Source organism: Nostoc sp. MS1 (assembly GCF_019976755.1).
Classification (GTDB): Bacteria; Cyanobacteriota; Cyanobacteriia; order Cyanobacteriales; family Nostocaceae; genus Trichormus.
On sequence record NZ_AP023441.1, the window covers coordinates 6,894,781 to 6,914,543 of the forward strand.

18 protein-coding genes, 1 tRNA gene and 2 pseudogenes are annotated in these 19,763 nt (G+C 40.7%); 7 read left to right on the top strand and 14 right to left on the bottom strand.

From position 1 onward, the window contains the following. Positions 1 to 122: 122 nt before the first annotated feature. The 4 genes from NSMS1_RS29880 to psbD form a co-directional block, all read right to left on the bottom strand. Positions 123 to 560 (bottom strand): RrF2 family transcriptional regulator, encoded by a 438-nt coding sequence (locus tag NSMS1_RS29880; protein WP_224088708.1) that lies wholly within the window; start codon positions 558 to 560, stop codon positions 123 to 125. Positions 561 to 713: 153 nt separating this feature from the next. Continuing rightward, positions 714 to 2,486: an iron uptake porin gene (locus tag NSMS1_RS29885; protein ID WP_224088710.1), complete on the bottom strand. Its 1,773-nt coding sequence runs from the start codon at positions 2,484 to 2,486 to the stop codon at positions 714 to 716. A 366-nt stretch (positions 2,487 to 2,852) separates the two neighbouring features. Then, positions 2,853 to 3,134, bottom strand: a complete 282-nt coding sequence (locus tag NSMS1_RS29890) for a 4a-hydroxytetrahydrobiopterin dehydratase (protein WP_224088712.1) — start codon at positions 3,132 to 3,134, stop codon at positions 2,853 to 2,855. 553 nt (positions 3,135 to 3,687) lie between these two features. Next, positions 3,688 to 4,743 (bottom strand): photosystem II D2 protein (photosystem q(a) protein), encoded by a 1,056-nt coding sequence (psbD, locus tag NSMS1_RS29895; RefSeq protein ID WP_067765766.1) that lies wholly within the window; start codon positions 4,741 to 4,743, stop codon positions 3,688 to 3,690. Between the two features lie 350 nt (positions 4,744 to 5,093). Here psbD and NSMS1_RS29900 point away from each other — a divergent pair, with 350 nt between their 5' ends. From NSMS1_RS29900 to NSMS1_RS29930, 7 genes and pseudogenes are all read left to right on the top strand, one after another. Continuing rightward, on the top strand, positions 5,094 to 5,366 hold the full coding sequence (locus tag NSMS1_RS29900; RefSeq protein WP_067769993.1) for a hypothetical protein: 273 nt from the start codon (positions 5,094 to 5,096) through the stop codon (positions 5,364 to 5,366). Positions 5,367 to 5,488: 122 nt separating this feature from the next. Then, positions 5,489 to 6,058 (top strand): annotated as a pseudogene (locus NSMS1_RS29905) (energy-coupling factor ABC transporter ATP-binding protein); the annotation flags it as partial. Between the two features lie 279 nt (positions 6,059 to 6,337). Then, complete coding sequence (locus NSMS1_RS29910; RefSeq protein WP_224088716.1) at positions 6,338 to 6,886, top strand: NYN domain-containing protein; 549 nt, start codon at positions 6,338 to 6,340, stop codon at positions 6,884 to 6,886. Between the two features lie 151 nt (positions 6,887 to 7,037). Further along, positions 7,038 to 7,109, top strand: a tRNA-Asn gene (locus NSMS1_RS29915). Between the two features lie 365 nt (positions 7,110 to 7,474). Beyond that, the gene (locus tag NSMS1_RS29920; protein ID WP_224088718.1) at positions 7,475 to 7,747 is read left to right on the top strand and encodes a flavodoxin-dependent (E)-4-hydroxy-3-methylbut-2-enyl-diphosphate synthase; all 273 of its coding nucleotides are present in this window, start codon (positions 7,475 to 7,477) and stop codon (positions 7,745 to 7,747) included. Between the two features lie 321 nt (positions 7,748 to 8,068). Next, positions 8,069 to 9,790, top strand: coding sequence for a 6-pyruvoyl-tetrahydropterin synthase-related protein (locus tag NSMS1_RS29925; RefSeq protein WP_224088728.1), 1,722 nt, complete (start codon positions 8,069 to 8,071; stop codon positions 9,788 to 9,790). 55 nt (positions 9,791 to 9,845) lie between these two features. Then, positions 9,846 to 10,177, top strand: a pseudogene (locus tag NSMS1_RS29930) (cation:proton antiporter); the annotation flags it as partial. Positions 10,178 to 10,198: 21 nt separating this feature from the next. On the opposite strand, the gene NSMS1_RS29935 reads toward NSMS1_RS29930, so the two are convergent. The 10 genes from NSMS1_RS29935 to NSMS1_RS29980 all read right to left on the bottom strand — a co-directional run bounded on the left by NSMS1_RS29935 (position 10,199) and on the right by NSMS1_RS29980 (position 19,664). After that, positions 10,199 to 10,777 (bottom strand): GNAT family N-acetyltransferase, encoded by a 579-nt coding sequence (locus tag NSMS1_RS29935; protein WP_224088730.1) that lies wholly within the window; start codon positions 10,775 to 10,777, stop codon positions 10,199 to 10,201. Positions 10,778 to 10,897: 120 nt separating this feature from the next. Next, positions 10,898 to 11,952 (bottom strand): IS630 family transposase gene (locus tag NSMS1_RS29940; RefSeq protein ID WP_224085966.1). Its coding sequence is split into 2 segments (ribosomal slippage): positions 10,898 to 11,557 and positions 11,560 to 11,952, totalling 1,053 coding nucleotides; the frame shifts between segments, so codons are not numbered across the junction. A 79-nt stretch (positions 11,953 to 12,031) separates the two neighbouring features. Continuing rightward, the gene (locus tag NSMS1_RS29945) at positions 12,032 to 12,259 is read right to left on the bottom strand and encodes a hypothetical protein (protein WP_224088732.1); all 228 of its coding nucleotides are present in this window, start codon (positions 12,257 to 12,259) and stop codon (positions 12,032 to 12,034) included. 45 nt (positions 12,260 to 12,304) lie between these two features. Then, entirely contained in the window at positions 12,305 to 13,264 is a 960-nt protein-coding gene (locus tag NSMS1_RS29950) for a hypothetical protein (protein ID WP_224088734.1), read from the bottom strand. Further along, on the bottom strand, positions 13,261 to 14,226 hold the full coding sequence (locus NSMS1_RS29955) for a DNA-methyltransferase (protein ID WP_224088736.1): 966 nt from the start codon (positions 14,224 to 14,226) through the stop codon (positions 13,261 to 13,263). Before NSMS1_RS29955 ends, NSMS1_RS29950 begins: the two co-directional genes overlap by 4 nt. 80 nt (positions 14,227 to 14,306) lie before the next feature. Next, positions 14,307 to 15,482 (bottom strand): formate-dependent phosphoribosylglycinamide formyltransferase, encoded by a 1,176-nt coding sequence (purT, locus tag NSMS1_RS29960; RefSeq protein WP_224088745.1) that lies wholly within the window; start codon positions 15,480 to 15,482, stop codon positions 14,307 to 14,309. 27 nt (positions 15,483 to 15,509) lie between these two features. Next, positions 15,510 to 16,019 (bottom strand): pentapeptide repeat-containing protein, encoded by a 510-nt coding sequence (locus NSMS1_RS29965; protein ID WP_224088747.1) that lies wholly within the window; start codon positions 16,017 to 16,019, stop codon positions 15,510 to 15,512. A gap of 251 nt (positions 16,020 to 16,270) precedes the next feature. Then, positions 16,271 to 18,211 (bottom strand): ABC-F family ATP-binding cassette domain-containing protein, encoded by a 1,941-nt coding sequence (locus NSMS1_RS29970; RefSeq protein ID WP_224088749.1) that lies wholly within the window; start codon positions 18,209 to 18,211, stop codon positions 16,271 to 16,273. Between the two features lie 143 nt (positions 18,212 to 18,354). After that, the gene (locus tag NSMS1_RS29975; RefSeq protein WP_224088751.1) at positions 18,355 to 18,771 is read right to left on the bottom strand and encodes a DUF1824 family protein; all 417 of its coding nucleotides are present in this window, start codon (positions 18,769 to 18,771) and stop codon (positions 18,355 to 18,357) included. A gap of 56 nt (positions 18,772 to 18,827) precedes the next feature. Next, positions 18,828 to 19,664, bottom strand: a complete 837-nt coding sequence (locus NSMS1_RS29980) for a prohibitin family protein (RefSeq protein WP_224088753.1) — start codon at positions 19,662 to 19,664, stop codon at positions 18,828 to 18,830. Positions 19,665 to 19,763 lie beyond the last annotated feature (99 nt).

The window sequence follows — 19,763 nt, forward strand, 5'->3', positions numbered from 1 at the left end:
TCCTAATTTAGTTAATGGTCATTTGTCATTTGTCACTAGTTACTAATCATCTTGGCTGATGCACAGTACCTATTATTTACTCCCAAACTATGGACTAATGACTAATGACTGTTGACTAATGACTAAATGTAATACATTACATCCAAATGCTTGCGAGCATCTCTTTTTTCACAAAGATCCTCAAGGCTATATTTTTTCAAAACAGCATTTGCCGCCTGACGCGCCTCTTGCCAAATTTCTTCTATAACCGAACCATCTAATGTTTGAGACTTGACATTTTCCTCACCAGCAATTGCTTCTAACCCTTCTAAACATTCCAATATATCAAAAATGCTAATTTTTCGGGGTTCACGAGCTAAAAAATAACCTCCCCTTGATCCCCGTTGACTTTTGAGTATACCTCCACGTCTCAAAGTTGCTAATAGTTGTTCTAAATAGCGATCAGGTATATTCTGTTGAGCGGCGATTTGTCTAATTTGCATAGGTTCGCCACTGTGGTGATGTGTTGCCATTTCGATTAAGGCAAGGATGGCGTATTCTGATTTACACGATAGTTCCACAAGCAATTTTTAATAAATAGTGTTTAGTCTTAACTTTCTCCAGTATACTCCGGTTAAGCAGTGGGGTTTGTGTTTCCCCGCTAATCACAGCAAAAAACCCCGTCTAATAGCGGGGTTTTTTGATTTAAAACTTTTTAGTGAGTTATTAACACCTTAGAAGGTGAAGGTAGTTCTCAGGGTTCCAATAAACGCATCGTCATTGTTACCATTCTGGTTCAGGTTAGTAACCCAGATTACACCAGGAGTGATGGAGATGTTATCAGATACGCGATATTTGTAGAAACCTTCAACTTGGTAAGGAACATCATTGTTACCACCAGATGTTCTACCCAAAGAGTATGGTTGAGCGCCTGCGAAGATACCGAGTACGTTTCCTCTCTTACCAAAGTCAGGTAAGGCGATACCAGCACCGTAAGTCCAAGCTTCTCTATCATCACCAGCACCACTACCTACGACATCAATGTAAGATACGAAGCCACTAATTGATAGATTATTGCTGGGTCTAAACGCAGCAGACACACCGTAGGCATTGATAGAGGATGAGTTGGCTAAAGAGTTGGCAAAGGAAGTACCGACTAAGGGTATATTATTTTCACCACCGCCTACGAGATCCCTGCCTGGGCTAAAGAGATTGCTGCCTGCTCCTCTATAACTGTGAACGTAAGTAGCAGCTAACGCTACGCGATCGCCTACACTAAAGTTCAACTGACCTAAAGCGGAGTAATCACCGTTGAATAAACCTGAACCAGTTGTTTGACCATTGATGGGATTAATGCCACTCGGACTATTAGCATCAGATGCCAAGTAACCAACTGTTAAAGAGCTAGGTCTTAAGATACCGCCACCTTGACCAAAGGGTATGTTGAACGCAATACCTGCGCCACCACCAATACGGTAGATGGGGTTTTCGGAAGAGAAGGTGGATAAAGCACCGTTACCGCCGTCGGTTTTGTCAAAGAAATAGGGGTTATTGACAGCAGCATAATGACTATGACGACCACCAGCAGCAGCTAAGTAAACTTGAACTGGGCCGATGGGAGCTTCATAGGTCAATTTGTCTATCTCAACAGTGTTGTTACCTGTGCTATTAACTTGGAAAGTTTGTAGTCCTTCTCCAGTACCAGTAACAGGGTTATTATCTGCCCCTATAATGCTGCTGGCGTTACCAGAAGACAAACGAGTAGTTAAAACATCTCTGCCAGTGAAGCTGGTTTGCAAGCCTAAACGAACTCTGTTTTGGAAAACAGTGTTGTTGTTATCACCTATGTCGCCACCACCAAAAACATCGGTAACAGCAAAGATAGCTTCACCAACTAGTTTGGTGGTGGTGGAGAATTGGTTAGCTTCCAATTCTGCTGTGCGTGCTTCTAATGTATCAACACGACCGCGCAGCGTTGCTAGCTCTGCGGAAAATTCTTCTTGTAAACGTTGTAAAGTGGCTAAATCTTGCTTAGTTACTAGGTCAGCTGTTGCTGTTGCAATCAACTCATTGACGCGATCCAAACAAGCGTTTAAACCGGCAGCAAATTCATAACGGGTTAAAGCACGGTTTCCGCGATATGTACCGTTGGGATAACCAGCGATACAACCATAGCGCTCAACCAAGGATTGCAATGCTTGGAATGCCCAGTCAGTAGGTTGTACATCAGAGAACTGAGAAACTGATGTTACCTGGCTTTGAGTTGTACCTCTACCTTCGCTACCGTAACGGTCAACTTGGTTGATAATCTGGGTTTCGCTGGTTGTTGGGGCTGCTTGAGCCACAATTTCTGGCTGTTGTACTGCTACTTCAGTAGGTACTACTGTGTCAGTTGTTGCTACTTCTGTGGTTGCGTTTGTCGCTGCGATCGCTGTTGACGAAACTAACAGTGTTGCGCCTAAAACAGCTGGGCTAACCACCAGGGATTTCCACAATATATTAGACATTTTGCTTTTCTCCTCACACCTTGTATAGATAATTGTTCTTGTTGCAGCTACTCTCAAAAGTGCGACATCTTATTTGACTCTTTTGATGAGGCATAGTTGCCACTTTTACAATTTTAGTTTTTGCCAAGCTAATAACTAATTAACTTAATCTTAAAAATTAATGCAATCAACTTATGCAAAAACTTACCCATATAGCTGATTATTATAGAGCATTTCAACGGTATGACAAGTTAGGAGCGATCACCTTATTAACTGTCACACTTATTTCTATATATATACCAAAAGAGAGTATTCAATTCCTGACTTCCTATGTATAAAAAATTATGTACTTTTTTATATATTTACTTTGCAGTTTATTAAAAAGCATTAGTTAATTTGTGAAATCTCAGTTGCCAGATCAAAATCCTTTTGTGTCAAACCGCCTGCGTCATGGGTTGTCAGCGTAATTTTGACTTTGTTATAAGACACCTCTATATCTGGATGATGTCCTGCACTTTCTGCTGGTTCTACTAGCTTATTGACAAATGCGATCGCTTCGACAAAATCTTTAAACTTGCGGGTAGTCTCCAACTTGGAACCCTGTCGCCTCCACCCAGAGAGTTTACTGGCTTGTGCTTCAATTTCCGCATCACCTAATAATTGTGCCATTGCCGAAATCTCCTACATTTATTACGCCAGAGCGTGTCAGTTGTTTTTATCTCTTTCTACCACTGATCATCCCTACATAAAACTATCCGCTCTGATTTAGATCAGATAATCTAAGTCAGAGCGGTCTAGCGGGTCTTCAGGTTGCAACCAGACTGCCGGAAGGAACTCCGTGCTTTAGCCTAGCTTTTGGAGCTAACTTAGTCTCAAAAAGACTAAGGCTAACTTTTAGAGAACAGCCCCGGCACACAGCCGGCTAACTGCAACCTGATGACCCATGCTTATACTACTTTCTATCATGGGCATCACCTCCTTGTTGCCTAAACGGTCTTAGTCTCAAAAAGGCAGAGAATTTATCTCTGGGTTTTCACCTTTGACCAATATAACATAAAAAATTAATTAGTCCATAGTTATTAGTCATTAGTCCATAGTCATTGGTCATTAGTTTTTATTTTCATCTCCCTCATCTTCCCCACTCCCCACTTCTCAACAAAAAACCCCCACCTTTCGGCGGAGGCTCTTAACACAATGGCAAGCTATGAATCTTAAATCGTGCTTAGAGGGCATTACCGCGAGGTAATACTTCTTCGGGGAATACAAATTTTTCGTGAGGCTGGTCTTGAGGAGCCATCCAAGCGCGGATACCCTCGTTCAGCAAAATGTTCTTGGTATAGAAGGTTTCAAATTCTGGGTCTTCTGCCGCACGTAACTCTTGGGATACGAAGTCATAAGCCCGGAGGTTCAATGCCAAACCGACAATACCTACAGCACTCATCCATAACCCTGTTACAGGTACGAACAACATGAAGAAGTGTAACCAACGTTTGTTGGAGAAAGCGATCCCGAAAATCTGTGACCAGAATCGGTTAGCTGTCACCATTGAGTAGGTTTCTTCTGATTGGGTGGGGTTGAAGGCGCGGAAGGTGTTTGCCCCTTCGCCGTCTTCAAATAGGGTGTTTTCTACTGTTGCACCGTGGATGGCACAGAGTAGCGCTCCACCGAGTACACCCGCTACGCCCATCATGTGGAAGGGGTTGAGTGTCCAGTTGTGGAAGCCTTGGAGGAATAGTAAGAAACGGAAGATGGCAGCAACACCAAATGAGGGTGCGAAGAACCAGCTTGATTGTCCCAAGGGGTACATCAAAAATACGCTGACGAATACCGCGATGGGTGCTGAGAATGCTAGTGCGTTGTAGGGTCTGATACCTACTAGACGCGCAATCTCAAACTGACGCAGCATGAAGCCAATTAAGCCGAAGGCTCCGTGTAATGCTACGAATGTCCATAAGCCACCTAGCTGACACCAACGGGTGAAGTCGCCTTGGGCTTCAGGTCCCCACAATAACAATAGGGAATGTCCCATGCTGTCTGCGGGGCTGGATACTGCCACTGTTAGGAAGTTTGCTCCTTCTAGGTAGGAGGATGCTAATCCGTGGGTGTACCAGGAGGTAACGAAGGTTGTGCCGGTTAGCCAACCGCCTAGTGCGAGGAAGGCGCAGGGGAATAATAATATTCCTGACCAACCTACGAATACGAAGCGATCGCGCTTTAACCAGTCGTCTAGTACGTCAAACCACCCTCTACTGGGGGCGCGTCCTACTGCGATGGTCATTACAAAAAATCTCCAAAATATTATAAGTTCGGGTTTGTCTGTAGATTGGCTTGGTATTGCCTTCTACAAACAGACAATTAACTAGATTGTCAATCTAGTTTACAATTTTTTACTTACTCTAATAATTCTAGGCGTAAATCACTAATTTTTCCAGTGAATTTTGGAAAAATTTTAATCTTTCGATACATAAAGGGGTGAAAGACAGTTGACAGTTGTTCTCCCCTGCTCCCTCATCTCCCGGTTGGTGAGCGTAGCCGAACTACATCTCCCCCACTCCCTACTCCCCAATCCCCAATCCCCAATCTCATGACGCTAAAATGAGTCCTACAGTTATATGTAATTCCTGCTAAATGTTTACCATCGACTTAACCATCAAAAATACCGCCTTCCCTGTAACAGTACAACGTAAGACAGCAGAGGACGCTGAGGCAGTTTATCAGTTGATTTTGGCTGCTATCCGCTCTGGTAATCCTGATATTGTGGAACTCAAGTGTGAAGGCAAGACAGAAAAGAAAATTGCTGTTCGCGCTAGTGAAATTTCTGGAGTCCAAATTACTCAGAAAGATGGTGTTACTACAAGCAGTGGTAGAGCGCCTGGATTTTTTGCCCTAGCTGGTGAGTAACCCAAGGTGCAAACATGGCGGACATGGGCATTATCGTTAAAGATTTAAGTTTTAGTTGGCCGAGTGGTGAGACAGCAATTCAATCTTGCTCTTTGGAAGTTCCTCAAGGTGAATTTTGGATGCTTCTCGGTACTAATGGCAGTGGCAAATCCACTTTACTCCGTCTCTTAGCAGGGCTTTTGGCTCCTCAAGCTGGTGAAATCGGCATTTTACAACCCGTGGGTTTTGTCTTCCAAAACCCAGATCATCAATTGGTGATGCCAACTGTTGGGGCGGATGTGGCTTTTGGTTTGGTAGAGGAAAAACTGCCAACGGCTGCTGTTAGAGCCAGAGTAGAGGAGGCGTTGGGGGCTGTGAATTTGAGCGCCCTGCAACTACGCCCAATTTATGCCCTCAGTGGAGGACAAAAACAGCGTGTAGCTATTGCCGGAGCGATCGCTCGACGCTGTGAAGTCTTATTATTAGATGAACCTACAGCCCTACTCGATCCAGATAGCCAACTGGACTTGGTGGCCAGTGTCCGCCGCTTAGTCAAAAGCAGGGGACTCACTGCTTTGTGGGTAACACACCGCTTGGATGAGTTGAACTACTGTGATGGCGCTTTTCTATTAGAAAAAGGCCGTTTAGTAGACCAAGGTGAACCCGAACGCCTTAAGCAGCGTCTCATGGAAGCCCATCAAGAGGCTTCTTGAATTGGGGAGCAGAGGAAGATGAGGGAGATGAGGGAGAAATTATTAACTCCTGCCTAATGACTATGGACTGTTGACTAATGACTAATTAATCAATAATTTCTGACAACTGCAACGCGCCATTAGTGGCGCGTTTGTTGTTATTAGAGCTTTTTTCAAAAAAACTTTGCAAACAAATCATATTTTTAGATCATCTGTAACATAGTGTTACAAGCGGTGCTTCAATTACTATAAAAGTTATGAATGGATCTTGTTAACTCTAGAAAATTGTGATTGAAAACCATGCCCCGTTCCCTAATCCCAGCCGTTTTATTAGTAGACGGCTACAATATAATTGGCGCTTGGCCTTGCCTGAAAAAAACCCGTGATAAAGATGGACTAGAAGCGGCTCGCTGGCAACTTGTAGAAGCAATGACAAGTTACAGCTCGTTTGTGGGCTACGATACTCAGGTAGTTTTTGATGCCCACTATCAAAATACTTCTAGTAATAAGGAAATCATTACAGAGCTAGTTTCAGTTTATTACACAGATTTTGGACAAACGGCAGACACATACATCGAAAAGATTTGTGCGTCTTTACGTGCCGAAATTGCACAAGCCCGCATTTCTCGCGTAATTGTTGCCACATCAGACCGCGCACAGCAATTAACGGTACAGGGGTACGGGGCTGAATGGTTGTCAGCAAATCAACTGTGTGGGGAAGTGGAAGCTACAGTTTGTCGGATGCGACATAAGTATCAATCCCGTAAACAATCTAAAAGTAGATTTTTGGCTAGTGCCATTGATCCAAAAGCACGACAGAAACTAGCCGAGTTACGTATGGGCATTTGAATAAATGCTATCACTTATAAACCTCTAGTGTCTGGCTAGAGAGGGTTTTGGCTGAAATTATCTAGACAATTAAGGCATCAGAAAAAATTTTGCAAAAGTACTTGCCATTTCCTATTTGCTGCGCTAAGATTATTAATCGTGAGAGCAACGTTCCTCAGTAGCTCAGTGGTAGAGCGATCGACTGTTAATCGATTGGTCACTGGTTCGAATCCAGTCTGGGGAGTTTTAAAAATAAAAGTATTGATTGTTAAAAATCTTAGTCGCTTGATTAAGGATTTCTTTTGTGCAATCAGGTGTACTATGATGCTTGTGTTAAGGTGATATTGGTAGCATAAGAGAAACTGCGATCGCAAATGCAATAAGCATCCTTGCGACTTTTTGGTATAGAGTGGGAGCCACTGTATAGATAACGCCAGAGCTAAATACTTAAATCTCTAGAATAAAATCAAAGTATACCCAGTTTCATATAAAAACTGATGAAAAGAGAATAAGGCAAAGTTTTGAAGGCTTTCCCTTCTCCTTTGGCTTCTCTTATAATGCTCTGATTGTCATCCTAGAAGTGAATAATTCCAAGCACTCACAGACACTATGGAAATTAAAGAAATCAAAAAACCCTTCAAGCCAAAAACTCAAGACTACGAAACTAAGAACTTTCAACACGTAAAAATACTAGACTGCAACCAACCAGTCAGCAGAGTAATTTTTGAATGTTGGCACTGTAAGCAAGGTTTATTAAGTGAGGTTGAAGGGGTATCTCCTCAAGTTCTAGAAGTAGCTTGTCCTACTTGTGGTAGAACAGCAATTCGATTAATGGCTAACAAGGTAATTTCAACAACTGCTATCCCTTCACCTTGGAACTGAGAATAATTGTAGAAAACTCCCTGATTTTAAAAAGGGGAGTTTTGTATTGGCTGTGGAAGTGGTAAATTATTAAGCTTATTCGTTAATACAAATGAACTATATATTAAATTTTATTTAATGTAACCTGAGTTTATATGGTTATTTTTAGCAGCGTGAAAGCTTTACTTTTTTGACATGGAGAGTTTGAGGGAAAAACAAACTTGATAGACAAAGTATTGTAAAGTTCTCAAGAGATTGTTTACATAAACTAATTATTTGATATTTATCGGTTCAATTAAAATCAGGTAAATATCGTTAATAATTAGTATTTTTTAAACCTTGATGAAAGAAAAAACGAGATGGCAGAGATTATCGACTAAAACTACGGACATTTTCTTTCAGCTTCACAAATCGTCTTATTTTGTTGAAGGTGGAATAGTTCTTCTGTTGGTTTTAGCAACTGTCATCCTCAATTTCCGAATGATTAAGGACGGACTCAATGGTCATGCAGATATCAAATGGCATCTGACTTGGATTCAGCATTTTTCTCGACAATTGGCTGAAGGGATTTGGTATCCTCGATGGCTAGCCGGAACCAATTACGGTTATGGTAGCCCCACTTTTGTCTTTCAGCCGCCTTTGGTTTTTTACCTTGGTTCGTTGCTCAAATTCAGTGGGTTGGATGCTCAAAATACTATTATTTTTCTGTTTTCTCTAGCGCTTTTTCTTTCGGGTTTAACTTTTTATATTTATGGTCGTAAGAAATGGGGGATCTTTGCGTCTCTCGTCGGAGCTTTAGCTTATATGACTGCTCCTTATCTAGCTTTTGATATCAACTGGAGAGGGGGACTTGCATCCATATTTGTACAGGCGTTGATTCCATTAATTTGGCACTCAACAGAACAATCTTTGTCCTATTCAAAATCGAGATTAACTTTGGCGATCGCTTGGACAGCGACAGCTCTAACCCATGTACCTAGCCTATTGCTCTGTGCAGTTGTTTGGCTACCCTATACTTTATTAGCTCTGTTAAAGAAACCCTGGAAATCTGTAGTTTCCACTCTGATAACTGCTGGTATTGGTTTAGGGATGGCATCTATATTCTTATTGCCGGCCGTTGTAGAAAAGTCCTTGATTAATACTGAGTTCATGAAAGGAGAACATGGAGGAATTGCCGAAACTCTAATTGGCGGAGGAATCAAGCTTTTTTCTTCTAACTTAATCGCCTATATTTTTGTTCATCAATCATTGGCGATCGCAATCTTCACTATCATTGCTTTTATTGGCTGCCGTATTGGTGGAGGAAATGGCCGGGAAATTTGGCATTGGCTAATTTTTGCAATAAGTCTAGCATTTCTCACAAGTTCCTTATCCGAACCTATTTGGCAATCTAGCCCAACCTTACAAAATATTATTTTTGCCTGGAGATTGTTAGCAATTTTTTCCTTTGTTGGAGCAGTTTTGTGTGCTGTAACAGTTAGAGAAATTATTAAGCTCCGTCCCAGCCGCAAGCTTGTACTATCTTTGGGAATAGTTGGCGTTCTTTTAATGAACTTTAGATATACATATCAACTATCACGCCAATTTCCTACCCTGCGTAACCCAGGTAGAGCCAATATTGAGCATCTCAAACATATTCAAACAATTATCAACGATCCCTATACAGATAAACTCAGAGATTACAAAGGCTACATTCCTTTACTCAAAAATGGTTCCCCATCTCCTAGCCCAGTCATTGGCGAACCACAAATTTCTATTGTTAACGGTCAAGCCCAAACTCAAATCGAACAGTGGAATAGCTATGAGCGATTATTCAAAATAACAGCAGCAACACCTTCAACTATTAGAGTACGAACATTCTACTACCCAGCTTGGCATCTGTATCTCAATCAAAAGCCTCATCCAATTGTTATGTCTGATGATGGAACTATAAAATTTACACTAGAGCCAGGGTTGTATGAAGTGGTGTTACGTTATCAATGGACTCCTGCTTTTATTGCAGGGGTTATTATTAGCATTTTAAGTGTATTTTTATTGACAGGATTTGTTGTTCTGATAGGTTAATAAAATTACAATTTTCAAGGAAACCCAAGACAAATTTATATATAAACGTATTTACTTTCTTTTTCTCGTTGGAGCTAAAGTTAATTTAGGTGTAGTTAAATGTTTAATAATCGTTACCTTTTTAATTGTAGTGGCGATTATTGGTAAGGTTGTGACAGGTTGGGCTGTGTTTGCTTGACTGTTGGTGTGGGGATGATCCCTAGAGGTGAAGTTGGGTTAGTATTTGCTGGTATTAGTTCAACTAGTGGGGTTTTAGATAAGCCTTTGCAAGCTGCAACCATTATTATGGTGATTTTGAAAACCTTCTTAGCTGCGCCTTTATTACGTTTTGCCTTTAAACAACCTGGAGAGCCAAAAGAATTGGAACAAGCTGATTTACTTAGGTAATTATTAGATGGCAATTACTCATTACCTATTTTCATATGGTTTCCAGTTGGGGTTAGTAAGGCTAGTTAAAATGTGGTCTTGCCATTTGCCATTAATTAATAAATAATCTCTAGCGTAACCTTCTACAACAAAACCCAATCTTTTAAGTACATTACCACTGCGCTGATTGTGGGGCATATAATTGGCCATAACTCGATGCAGATTTAACTCTTGGAATACATAATCAGTAGCGCCTTTTAAAGCTTCTGTCATATACCCTTTACCTTGTTTAGCCTCTGCCAGGCTGTAGCCTACATAGCAAAAATGGGCAGCACCTTTAACAAAGTTACTAAAATTTATAGTGCCAATAATTTCAGTTGGTTGCTTTTTGGGAAATATGAATAACTTTAAAGATTGGTCGTGAATAAACTCTAAAAAATTATTTTCAACTTGATAATTCCAATATTCTACTGTGAAAAAATGTTCAGCCCAAGTAGGGTAATATGGGGTTAAATAAGCTTTATTATCAATAAAGTATTTAAGGATGCTGGGGATATCTTCTTGTATACCTATACGTAATAGTAGGCGATCGCTTGTAATTATCGGTAGTTCTGACTTCATAACCTAGATGGGCAAATGCTATACCTTCATCTATGTTAAGAGTTGCGATCGCTTTCTGGTAAATATTAGAATAGCAAATAAGTAAGTCGTGGAGAAAATTTATAAGTATGTAACAAAGAATTAAGCAGAAGAATAAGAGTTAAATTTTACACGTTGCGTACTGTAGTTTCCCTTTTCTCCTCTATTTTGAACTCCATCAATGACAGCATAGGCAAGGTCTAATTCATCCTCAAAACTTTGAGAAGCTAGTTCATTTTTTTTCAGGTGTTGCCACTCCAATTCAATTGGATTCATCTCTGAGCAATATTTAGGTAAAAAGAAGATGTACAAACCCATCTCTTCCCACTTTGTCCATAATTGCTGAACTTCTTTGCACCGATGTATCGGGCCGTTGTCCTGAACGATGACTCTGATACGACCTGCTTTTTGGGCTTCAAGTGCTTCAAGCTCCATCATTTGAATATAGGATTTGCGTGAAACGCCACCAATCACTAGACCGTACACAAAACTAATTAGGGGTTGAAGAAACCCAATAATACTTAACCTTCGACCCCGACGCTTACTCTGCTCCAGGCGTTTTTGCTGACCTCGGAAGTAGTAACTGTAACTGGGTTCACTCCAGGCACAAAACCCTGATTCATCCATATACTTTAAATCGATTTCTCCAGCAGCAGCAGATAATTCCAACATCTCTAAGTCTGCCTGTTTGATTTGCTGCAATACTTTGTCTTGCTTTCCTTTGTGGCTTTTTCTAGTTCGCTTCCAAATGACCCCCTTTTTTTGAGTACCTGCCTTAACCAGTCAGGACTCAATTTCACGGAGCGTTCTTGCTCTAATTTTTGGGCTAATTGAACACTATTATATGTACGTGGTTCTTGCTCCAAGCATTTTTCTAAGAACGCCATGTCAGCTTCTGCCCACCTTGATTTTCCTCCCCGCCCTGCTTTCTCCCACAGTCCTTCTAGACCTTGTTTTTCCCATCTATGCAAAACTTCTCTTACTGTTTGGGCAGTCCAGTCAAAGTGATCTGCTATCTTCTCTACGTACCAACCATGTGCGCTTAATCTGATCACTTCGGCTCGGTCTTTCACTTTCTGGGGTACATCTGCCGTTCTCAGGTTGAACAAAATTTTATCTTGCTTAGGAGTCAGAAATACCCTTAAACGGCTGCCCATATCCCTGTTACCTTGGTAGACACATTTATGTATTTACTTATCTTTACACACTTTGGTTTTTTCACCTTGTTCTACTTACCTACGATTCATTGACATTGACCTGTTCACAGCCTTGCTCAATTGCTTCGCGCATCAACTGTAAGTCATCAGCAGGAATAGAACCAGCAAAACGCAACAATTCCTGCCCAGGAGTACCCTGGACTGCTTCTTTTCTCAAAGTCCTGGCAAATTCAAGCACCTGCCATTGCTGATGTTGTGGCATCGTTTTTAAATGCTTGATGACTTCATCAATAATGGAAATGTTCATTTTACTCATTCCATATATTCATCAATTTCACATACTCGCTTTCTATTACTCATCTTCTCCCTCTCCTTCTTCTATTTCTACTTCTTCTAGAGACTGCCCATGTTTACTGAGTAAACGCCAAATATCGTTGTAAAAGAAATGATCAATAGTTTGAATATGTTGTGAGAGTAAAGAGTCCGTAAGCATATTTGGTCGAATATCACAGTAATACACACCGTCCAATGGATTTAACCTAATAGTATAAGCTTTAAAATGCCCTGACAAAAAGGTTGTATTAATACCATATCGATTCTCTTGTCTCGTTTTCTTTCTTTGCACATCATTGAGAAAAATGGCAATGTGAGGTATTTCTGTACTAGTTAATTTGTTGTATAAAAACTTATCGACAAAAATCTTGTCAATACGATCCTTGCTTGAGGTTTTCACTGAACCAATAATTTTGAGTTCATCTTCTTTACTTATCAATAAATCGTGTTGATAACTGGTGTGAAATAGGATGTCACCACTATCATCTTTAATTGGAACTTGAACTGTCCCTGCCACGCAATCTATATTTAGTGCAGAAATTATGAGGCGAATTAAACGCTCAAAAAGATCACCATTTATCTTGCGAGCTTGATTAGATTTTCCCGAAGGTAAAGCATCAAGAACAGCACCAATAGATTGCTGAATAGTATAAATGGTAGAAACTAAAACCTGTCTTAATTGATTATTAGGTAATTTTCTATCTTTTAACTGTTCCAGAGTTTCTAAAAACTGAACAGAAATATTTTCAAAGACATCTGCTTCAGACATCAATAAGGTATTAATTGGGCGTGTAATATTGTAGTAGCCATCTTCTTTGTACTGATAAAACTGGTAATAAGTCTCGTTTTGAGAGACTATTTTAGCTTGTAAACCTGTCTCAATAAACTGTAAATATTCTATGCAAAAGTTTATATAATCTTTAATGGTTTGAAAACGTTCTTTATCGATTGCATAATTAACTAAATTCTTTAAGTTCATCGTATAGACTCTCTTCTTTCCGCATTTTTGCGATCAAAAGCAATCCATTCTTCTTTTGTCATGCGCCGAACATTTTCTATGCGTTGAAACGCCCAATCATTGTATTCCATATTCAGATCACAGCCCATCCAACGTCGATTTAATTGTTCGGCGACCACAAGAGTAGTTCCTGAGCCTGAAAATGGATCAATAACTAAATCGCCTTCATTAGAAGAGGCAAGAACCAATTTTCTTAATAGCTCTTCAGGCTTCTGAGTAGGGTGAGGTGTTGTCTCACCCATACCATTACAAGTTGTAGGAATCTCTATCACATCTTTAGGTTTTGCACCTTTTGGATTAGGTAGCCAATTGTCACGCTTTTTTGTTGCGCCTTTTCCGTAAGCACTTGTTTTTGCCTGTGGATGTGAAGGATATTTTAACGTATGCGCTCCATAAGGGATTCTGACATCATCAATGTTTATTTTCACAGTATTAGATTTACGAAAATGTATCAAGCTTTCGTGTGAACGACCCCAATCACTACCTAAATTGGCTTTATTTCTATAGTGCCAGATGAGCCAACGACAACCTTTAAAATACTTTGATGCTGGATGTTTCAGGTCGGCTAAAATTTCCGAAAATCCACAAATATAAAGAGAACCTGTAGATTTTAGAACACGCGAAGCCTCTTTAATCCATTGAAGTGACCACTCAATGTACTGCTCTTGATTTTCAAAGTTATCCCAATCGGCTTTCTTGATGTTGTAAGGTGGATCAGCAAAAATTAAATCGATGCTTTCAGACTCAAGAGATTTCAGCCAATCAATTGAATTACCTTGATATAGTTTTCCATTAATATGCGAATATTGAAGCTGGAACCCTTGGGTTAAAGGTTGTAATACCTGCTTGCTAATTCGTTGTTTGTTAGCCACCACCTCAACAGGTAATTGTGCAAAATTTAAACTTTTATTAGAATCGACCATGTTTGGTTACGTTCAGCCATTGCTATAAACGCCTAAATAGAAGATTATAATATAAACAACCAGCTTCTATTTATCAGAAACTACGAACTAATAATATGAACCTTACTCGCGGCGACTGTGGCTTTCTCCCTGGCTGCTTCCACGTTCTCGGCTTTGGCTAAGGCTACACCCATGCGGCGGTAAGGGTGTGCTGTGGGTTTACCAAATAGTCTGATGTCTACATCTGGTTCGGCTAAGGCTTCGGCTACTCCTGTAAAGGCTACTGCAGCTAATTTTTCTGATGCTAAAATTACGGCACTGGCTGAAGCGCCCAACTGTTCTATTTTGGGAATGGGTAAGCCTAAAATTGCTCGTAAATGTAATTCAAATTCGTTCAAGTTTTGCGAGATTAATGTCACCATTCCCGTATCGTGGGGACGGGGTGATAGTTCGGAAAAGATTACTTCGTCTTTGGTAATGAAAAATTCTACGCCAAATATACCAGCACCACCTAAAGCATCGGTGACTTTTTTGGCTATGTCTTGGGCTTCTATGATTTTATCTTCACTGATGGCGGCTGGTTGCCAAGATTCTTGATAATCGCCTCTTTCTTGGCGGTGTCCGATGGGTGAACAGAAAATTGTGGGATTATCCCATTGTTTAATAGTCAGGAGGGTGATTTCGATTTCAAAGTTGATAAATTCTTCAACGATGACCTTTTGACTGTCACCACGAGAATTAGCGATCGCATAATTCCAAGCTTTCTCTACTTCGTCTTTTGTCCCTACTACCGATTGTCCTTTACCAGAGGAGGACATTACAGGTTTAACTACGTTAGGAAAGCCTATTTTATCAGAAACTGCAATCAATTCTTCTAAGGTGACGGCGTAGCCATATTTCGCCGTTCTAATACCTAATTCCGCATGAGCTAATTCCCTGATGCGATCACGGTTCATTGTATAGTTTGTAGCGGCAGCCGTGGGAATTACAGTGATGCCTCGTGCTTCAAACTCCTGTAATTTCTCGGTTCTTATAGCTTCAATCTCTGGTATAATAAAATTGGGCTGATGCTTAGTTACTACCTCCTCTAGATCATCAGCACTAAGCATCGATATGACTTCACAACAGTCAGCGACCTGCATAGCTGGGGCGTTGGCGTAGCGGTCAACGGCTATGACATAATTTCCCAAACGTTGAGCCGCAATGACAAATTCCTTGCCCAATTCCCCTGACCCCAATAACATTAGTTTCTGGGGTAGCTTAGTCGCCTTAATCATGCACCTATCTCAGCTAAATTCTAGATTCTAATCATCTTCAACCAAATGGTTGAATTTAGCTCCACGTAGTTGTAATTCTTTACGTTGCTGCTTGGTTAAACCATTACCAATACCTAGCTGACATTCTTCCACAAGGGCTTCTAACCAAACAGTTCCGTTGAGGGTTGCGCCTCTTAAATCTGCTTTTCTTAGGTCAGCTTTGGTGAAATTAACAAAAATTAGGTCGGCGTTTAATAGGCTGCTTCCTTGTATGTTTGCTTCTGTTAAGTTACCGCGAATTAAACTGACATCATCTAAGTTTAAATTAGACAAATCAGCCCCAGACAGATTCGGAAATTTCATCTCTTTGGGATTTTGCAGAAAGCGGATTACACAATCAATGTTCTCATCATTCAATCGAATTTTAGACAAGAATTTGAAACGACCTAGACCTAATTCTTGGAGAATTTGCAGGCGTTGCGCTGGACTCTGTTCTAAAAAATGAATGGACTGAGAGCGGAGTTCTTGGTCTTGAGTATGAGGATTGATCATGATCATTGTTTTTGGCACTATATCTAACTATTTGGATGCACGGCTAAAGTTATCAATAGCCCGATGAACAGCAGTAACCTGAAAACCTAGTCCAACTTCCACTCAGACAAAGAGTAACATCTGATTGTAAATAGTAAGGCAAACTTTTGGTAAACTCAGTAGCAGAGTTTTTAAAGAATTGGCTTGCTTTGACAAGTAGAGCATTTTTTAACGCCGTGTGTGGTAGTAGATTCTGCTTTTGAGCTATCATTTTGCTCTCACCCATTCTCGGAAGACTCTATCTCAGCTAATTCCAACCAGCGTTCTGTGGCTGCATCAATTGCCCCTTTGAGCGCTTCAATTTGGTCGTAGAGTTTTTGTACTTGAGTATAATTACCGGGAGAGACTTTAGCTAGTGCTTGCTCGGCTTGGGCTTTTTCGTCCTCTAAGGCGGCAATTTTGCCCTCTAGCTGGTCAAATTCCCGCTTTTCCCAATTGGAAAGTCTACGCTGCTTTTTGGTTTCTATATCTTTAGTTTGCGATGTAACTTTTGTTTCTGGAGAATTTTTTGTCTTTTCTTTAGTGTTGGCTGTTGTTTGTTGAGCTTCTTCGGCTTTTTTGTAATCTAGGTAGACTGAGTAATTACCCGGATATTGTCGCAGGTTGCCACCCTCTTCCAAGGCAAATATTGTATCAACTGTGCGGTCTAAAAAGTAGCGATCGTGAGATACTACAATAACACAACCATTAAAGTCTTCTAAGTAATCTTCCAATACCGCTAGTGTTTGCACATCTAAATCGTTGGTTGGTTCGTCTAAAATTAAGACGTTGGGTGCGCTAATGAGAATACGCAGGAGGAATAAGCGACGTTTTTCACCACCTGATAATTTATGAATTGGCGCGTACTGCTGATTTCCTGGGAATAGGAATCTTTCTAACATTTGGGACGCAGTAATTTTTGTACCATCAGCTATTTGGACAAATTCCCCTTCCTCTTTAATGTAGTCAATCACGCGCTGATTTTCATCTAAAGCTGAGAGTAATTCCTCTGAATGTTGGTCGAAATAACCGATATGAATGGTTGAACCAATGTCTACATTACCGGAATCTGGTTCTACACGCCCAGTAATAATGTTCATTAAGGTGGACTTACCTGCGCCGTTACCGCCAATGATGCCGATGCGGTCTTCTGGGCTAAATTCGTAGGTAAAATCTTTAATTAAGGTGCGTTCATTGTAGGCTTTGGAAATGTTACTGATGTCGATAACTTTCTTGCCAATGCGACGGCCGACTGTGGAAATATCTACTTTACCTTGAGCTTGTTTAAACTGGGTTTCGCGCATGGCGTGGACGCGCTGAATACGGGCTTTTTGTTTGGTACTTCTGGCTTTGGGGCCGCGCTTAAGCCATTCTAATTCTCGCCGCAATACTCCCTGATGTTTGCGTTGCGTACTCACGGCTGATTCTTCGGCTAAGGCTTTCTTTTCCAGGTAGTATGAGTAATTACCTGCGTAGCTGTAAATATCGCCTCTATCGATTTCGATGATACGGTTGGTGACTTTATCTAGGAAGTAGCGATCGTGGGTGATGAGGAATAATGCACCACGAAAGCGGTTAAGATAGCTTTGTAACCACTCTACAGATAAAGCATCAAGATGGTTTGTTGGCTCATCCATGAGTAAAACATCTGGATCAGAAAGCAAAGCTGTTGCTAAGGCGATGCGTTTACGATAGCCACCAGATAAACTCCCAATGAGGGCATCAAAGTCGGTAATTCCTAATTTGCTGAGGATAATTTTAGCGTTGGTTTCTAACTCCCAAGCGCCTGTAGCGTCCATGCGTTGCATGACAACAGAAAGGCGAGACATTAATTGGCTATCTTCTGGGTAGTGAGCGAGTTTATCTGATAGTTCTTCATACTCACGTACTAGGGACATTTGTTCGCCACTGTCTGCGAAAATCTGTTCTAAAACTGTGTGGTTTTCATCTAAGTCTGGTTGTTGGGGAAGGTAAATTATTTTGGAACCGGAGTTAGTGATAATTTGTCCACTATCAACAGGTTCTAGTCCGGCAATCATTTTTAATAAGGTTGATTTACCAGAGCCATTTGTACCTATTAAGCCAACTTTATCGGTAGCATCTAAACTAAAGCTAGCATCTTTTAAAATTTCTTTAATTCCAAAGTCTTTTTTAACTGATTGTAGGGTGATGATGCTCATGATTTTAAAAGATACTTTTTAGCTCACGCAAAGACGCGAAGGCGCAAAGGAAGGTTGAAGAAGGGTTCTAAGTGTTGTGAGGAATATTTGGGGAATAAGAGGTACGTTTATTAGTTTAGCGTACCTCTGATTATGGCTGGGTTTTAAACGAAAAGGTCGAGGGGTAGGTGTCCATACATTTCGTTGATTCCTCCTTCGTAATATGATTGGCATGATACTAGAACACCACGGTGATGTCCGGCGTAGGAATCGAGGTAACACAAGCCATTTTTGCCGTTTAATTTGATGTAAACTGGCCCTTCAACCACAGGTAAATCGATGGGAACTTCATAGCCTAAAGCATGAGAATAGGTTCGCATGGCTAGTAGTCCTTCTTCGGCTGTGTCGGCGCAAATTCCTAATATTTGATAGTCGGAAAGTTTGGTGATGAAAATTAAGGCGCGACGCACTGATTCTTTTTCTGAGGGCTTAAGAATCGGGGCGATATCTAAGCAGTTAAATTTGTTAAGAACTTTTTTTGCGTCGGCAATGGTAAGATTGGGATGGTTAGGAATTGTCATAGATTACTTAATTATGAACTGTGGTTGTGTTTGTGTGCGAGTAGGCAAATTACAACTTAATTTTGGGTGTTTCCCCCCAGATTGAAAATGAAAGGAACATTATTTGGAGATTCTCCACCCATAACTAGCACTCTTGGCATTTGAGCGCCGCCAGTTTTCCAAGCTTCTATGGCTTCTTTTTGCAGCACTAATTGCCCACCTTGAGCTTTGAGCGTTTCTGCTAAAAGTCTTTGGGCTTCTGCTTTTCCTTTGGCTCGATTAATTTCTGCTTGCGCTTCTTGTTCAGCTTCTCGCGCTACATAAACGGCTCTTTGAGCGCGTTGTTCAGCGATTTGTTTTTCTTCTACGGCTCTGGCAAATTCAGGCGAGAAAGTTAAGTCAACCACGCTAGTATCTAATACTATTATTCCATATTTATCTAAGCGATCGCCTAACGCATTATCAAAGTCTTCCTTTAATTCACTACGTTTAGTAATTGCTTCTTCTACTGTTCTTCTCGCAGCAGCAATTTTAAATGCTTCTTGCGTTTGGGGGGCAATAATTTTTGAGACAATATTCTCTAAGGTTCCTTGCTTTCTTCTCACATCAACTACCTGAATGGGATCAAGACGAAAGTTAATGGCAAATCTAGCAGACAAATTTTGCAAGTCTTTAGTAGAACTTTCTGCTGGCACTTCAAATTTCTGTACAGTTAGATCATACACATCAATCACCGAGATGAAAGGCGGTTTCAAGTGAATACCCTCCATTAAAGCACCATCCCTAGCCTTACCTAAGATACTCAGCACCCCCGCTTGTCCTGGGTTGATAATAATAAAGGAATTTAACCCAACAATCACTAAAATTGCCACTAAAATTCCTAACGCAGTAGTTCGCCAATTATCTTTAGTCATTAGTCATTAGTCCATAGTCATTAGTCATTAGTCCATAGTCATTAGTCAACAGTCCACAGTCCATAGTTTTCTCCTCATCTCCCCCCACTCCCCACTCCC

Excerpts from the sequence above, each read along its gene's own strand:
- NSMS1_RS29885 (WP_224088710.1), bottom strand. The coding sequence starts at position 2,486 with ATGTCTAATATATTGTGGAAATCCCTGGTGGTTAGCCCAGCTGTTTTA.
- NSMS1_RS29890 (WP_224088712.1), bottom strand. The coding sequence starts at position 3,134 with ATGGCACAATTATTAGGTGATGCGGAAATTGAAGCACAAGCCAGTAAA.
- psbD (WP_067765766.1), bottom strand. The coding sequence starts at position 4,743 with ATGACCATCGCAGTAGGACGCGCCCCCAGTAGAGGGTGGTTTGACGTA.
- NSMS1_RS29900 (WP_067769993.1), top strand. The coding sequence starts at position 5,094 with ATGTTTACCATCGACTTAACCATCAAAAATACCGCCTTCCCTGTAACA.
- NSMS1_RS29910 (WP_224088716.1), top strand. The coding sequence starts at position 6,338 with ATGCCCCGTTCCCTAATCCCAGCCGTTTTATTAGTAGACGGCTACAAT.
- NSMS1_RS29920 (WP_224088718.1), top strand. The coding sequence starts at position 7,475 with ATGGAAATTAAAGAAATCAAAAAACCCTTCAAGCCAAAAACTCAAGAC.
- NSMS1_RS29925 (WP_224088728.1), top strand. The coding sequence starts at position 8,069 with ATGAAAGAAAAAACGAGATGGCAGAGATTATCGACTAAAACTACGGAC.
- NSMS1_RS29935 (WP_224088730.1), bottom strand. The coding sequence starts at position 10,777 with ATGAAGTCAGAACTACCGATAATTACAAGCGATCGCCTACTATTACGT.
- NSMS1_RS29945 (WP_224088732.1), bottom strand. The coding sequence starts at position 12,259 with ATGAACATTTCCATTATTGATGAAGTCATCAAGCATTTAAAAACGATG.
- NSMS1_RS29950 (WP_224088734.1), bottom strand. The coding sequence starts at position 13,264 with ATGAACTTAAAGAATTTAGTTAATTATGCAATCGATAAAGAACGTTTT.
- NSMS1_RS29955 (WP_224088736.1), bottom strand. The coding sequence starts at position 14,226 with ATGGTCGATTCTAATAAAAGTTTAAATTTTGCACAATTACCTGTTGAG.
- purT (WP_224088745.1), bottom strand. The coding sequence starts at position 15,482 with ATGATTAAGGCGACTAAGCTACCCCAGAAACTAATGTTATTGGGGTCA.
- NSMS1_RS29965 (WP_224088747.1), bottom strand. The coding sequence starts at position 16,019 with ATGATCATGATCAATCCTCATACTCAAGACCAAGAACTCCGCTCTCAG.
- NSMS1_RS29970 (WP_224088749.1), bottom strand. The coding sequence starts at position 18,211 with ATGAGCATCATCACCCTACAATCAGTTAAAAAAGACTTTGGAATTAAA.
- NSMS1_RS29975 (WP_224088751.1), bottom strand. The coding sequence starts at position 18,771 with ATGACAATTCCTAACCATCCCAATCTTACCATTGCCGACGCAAAAAAA.
- NSMS1_RS29980 (WP_224088753.1), bottom strand. The coding sequence starts at position 19,664 with ATGACTAAAGATAATTGGCGAACTACTGCGTTAGGAATTTTAGTGGCA.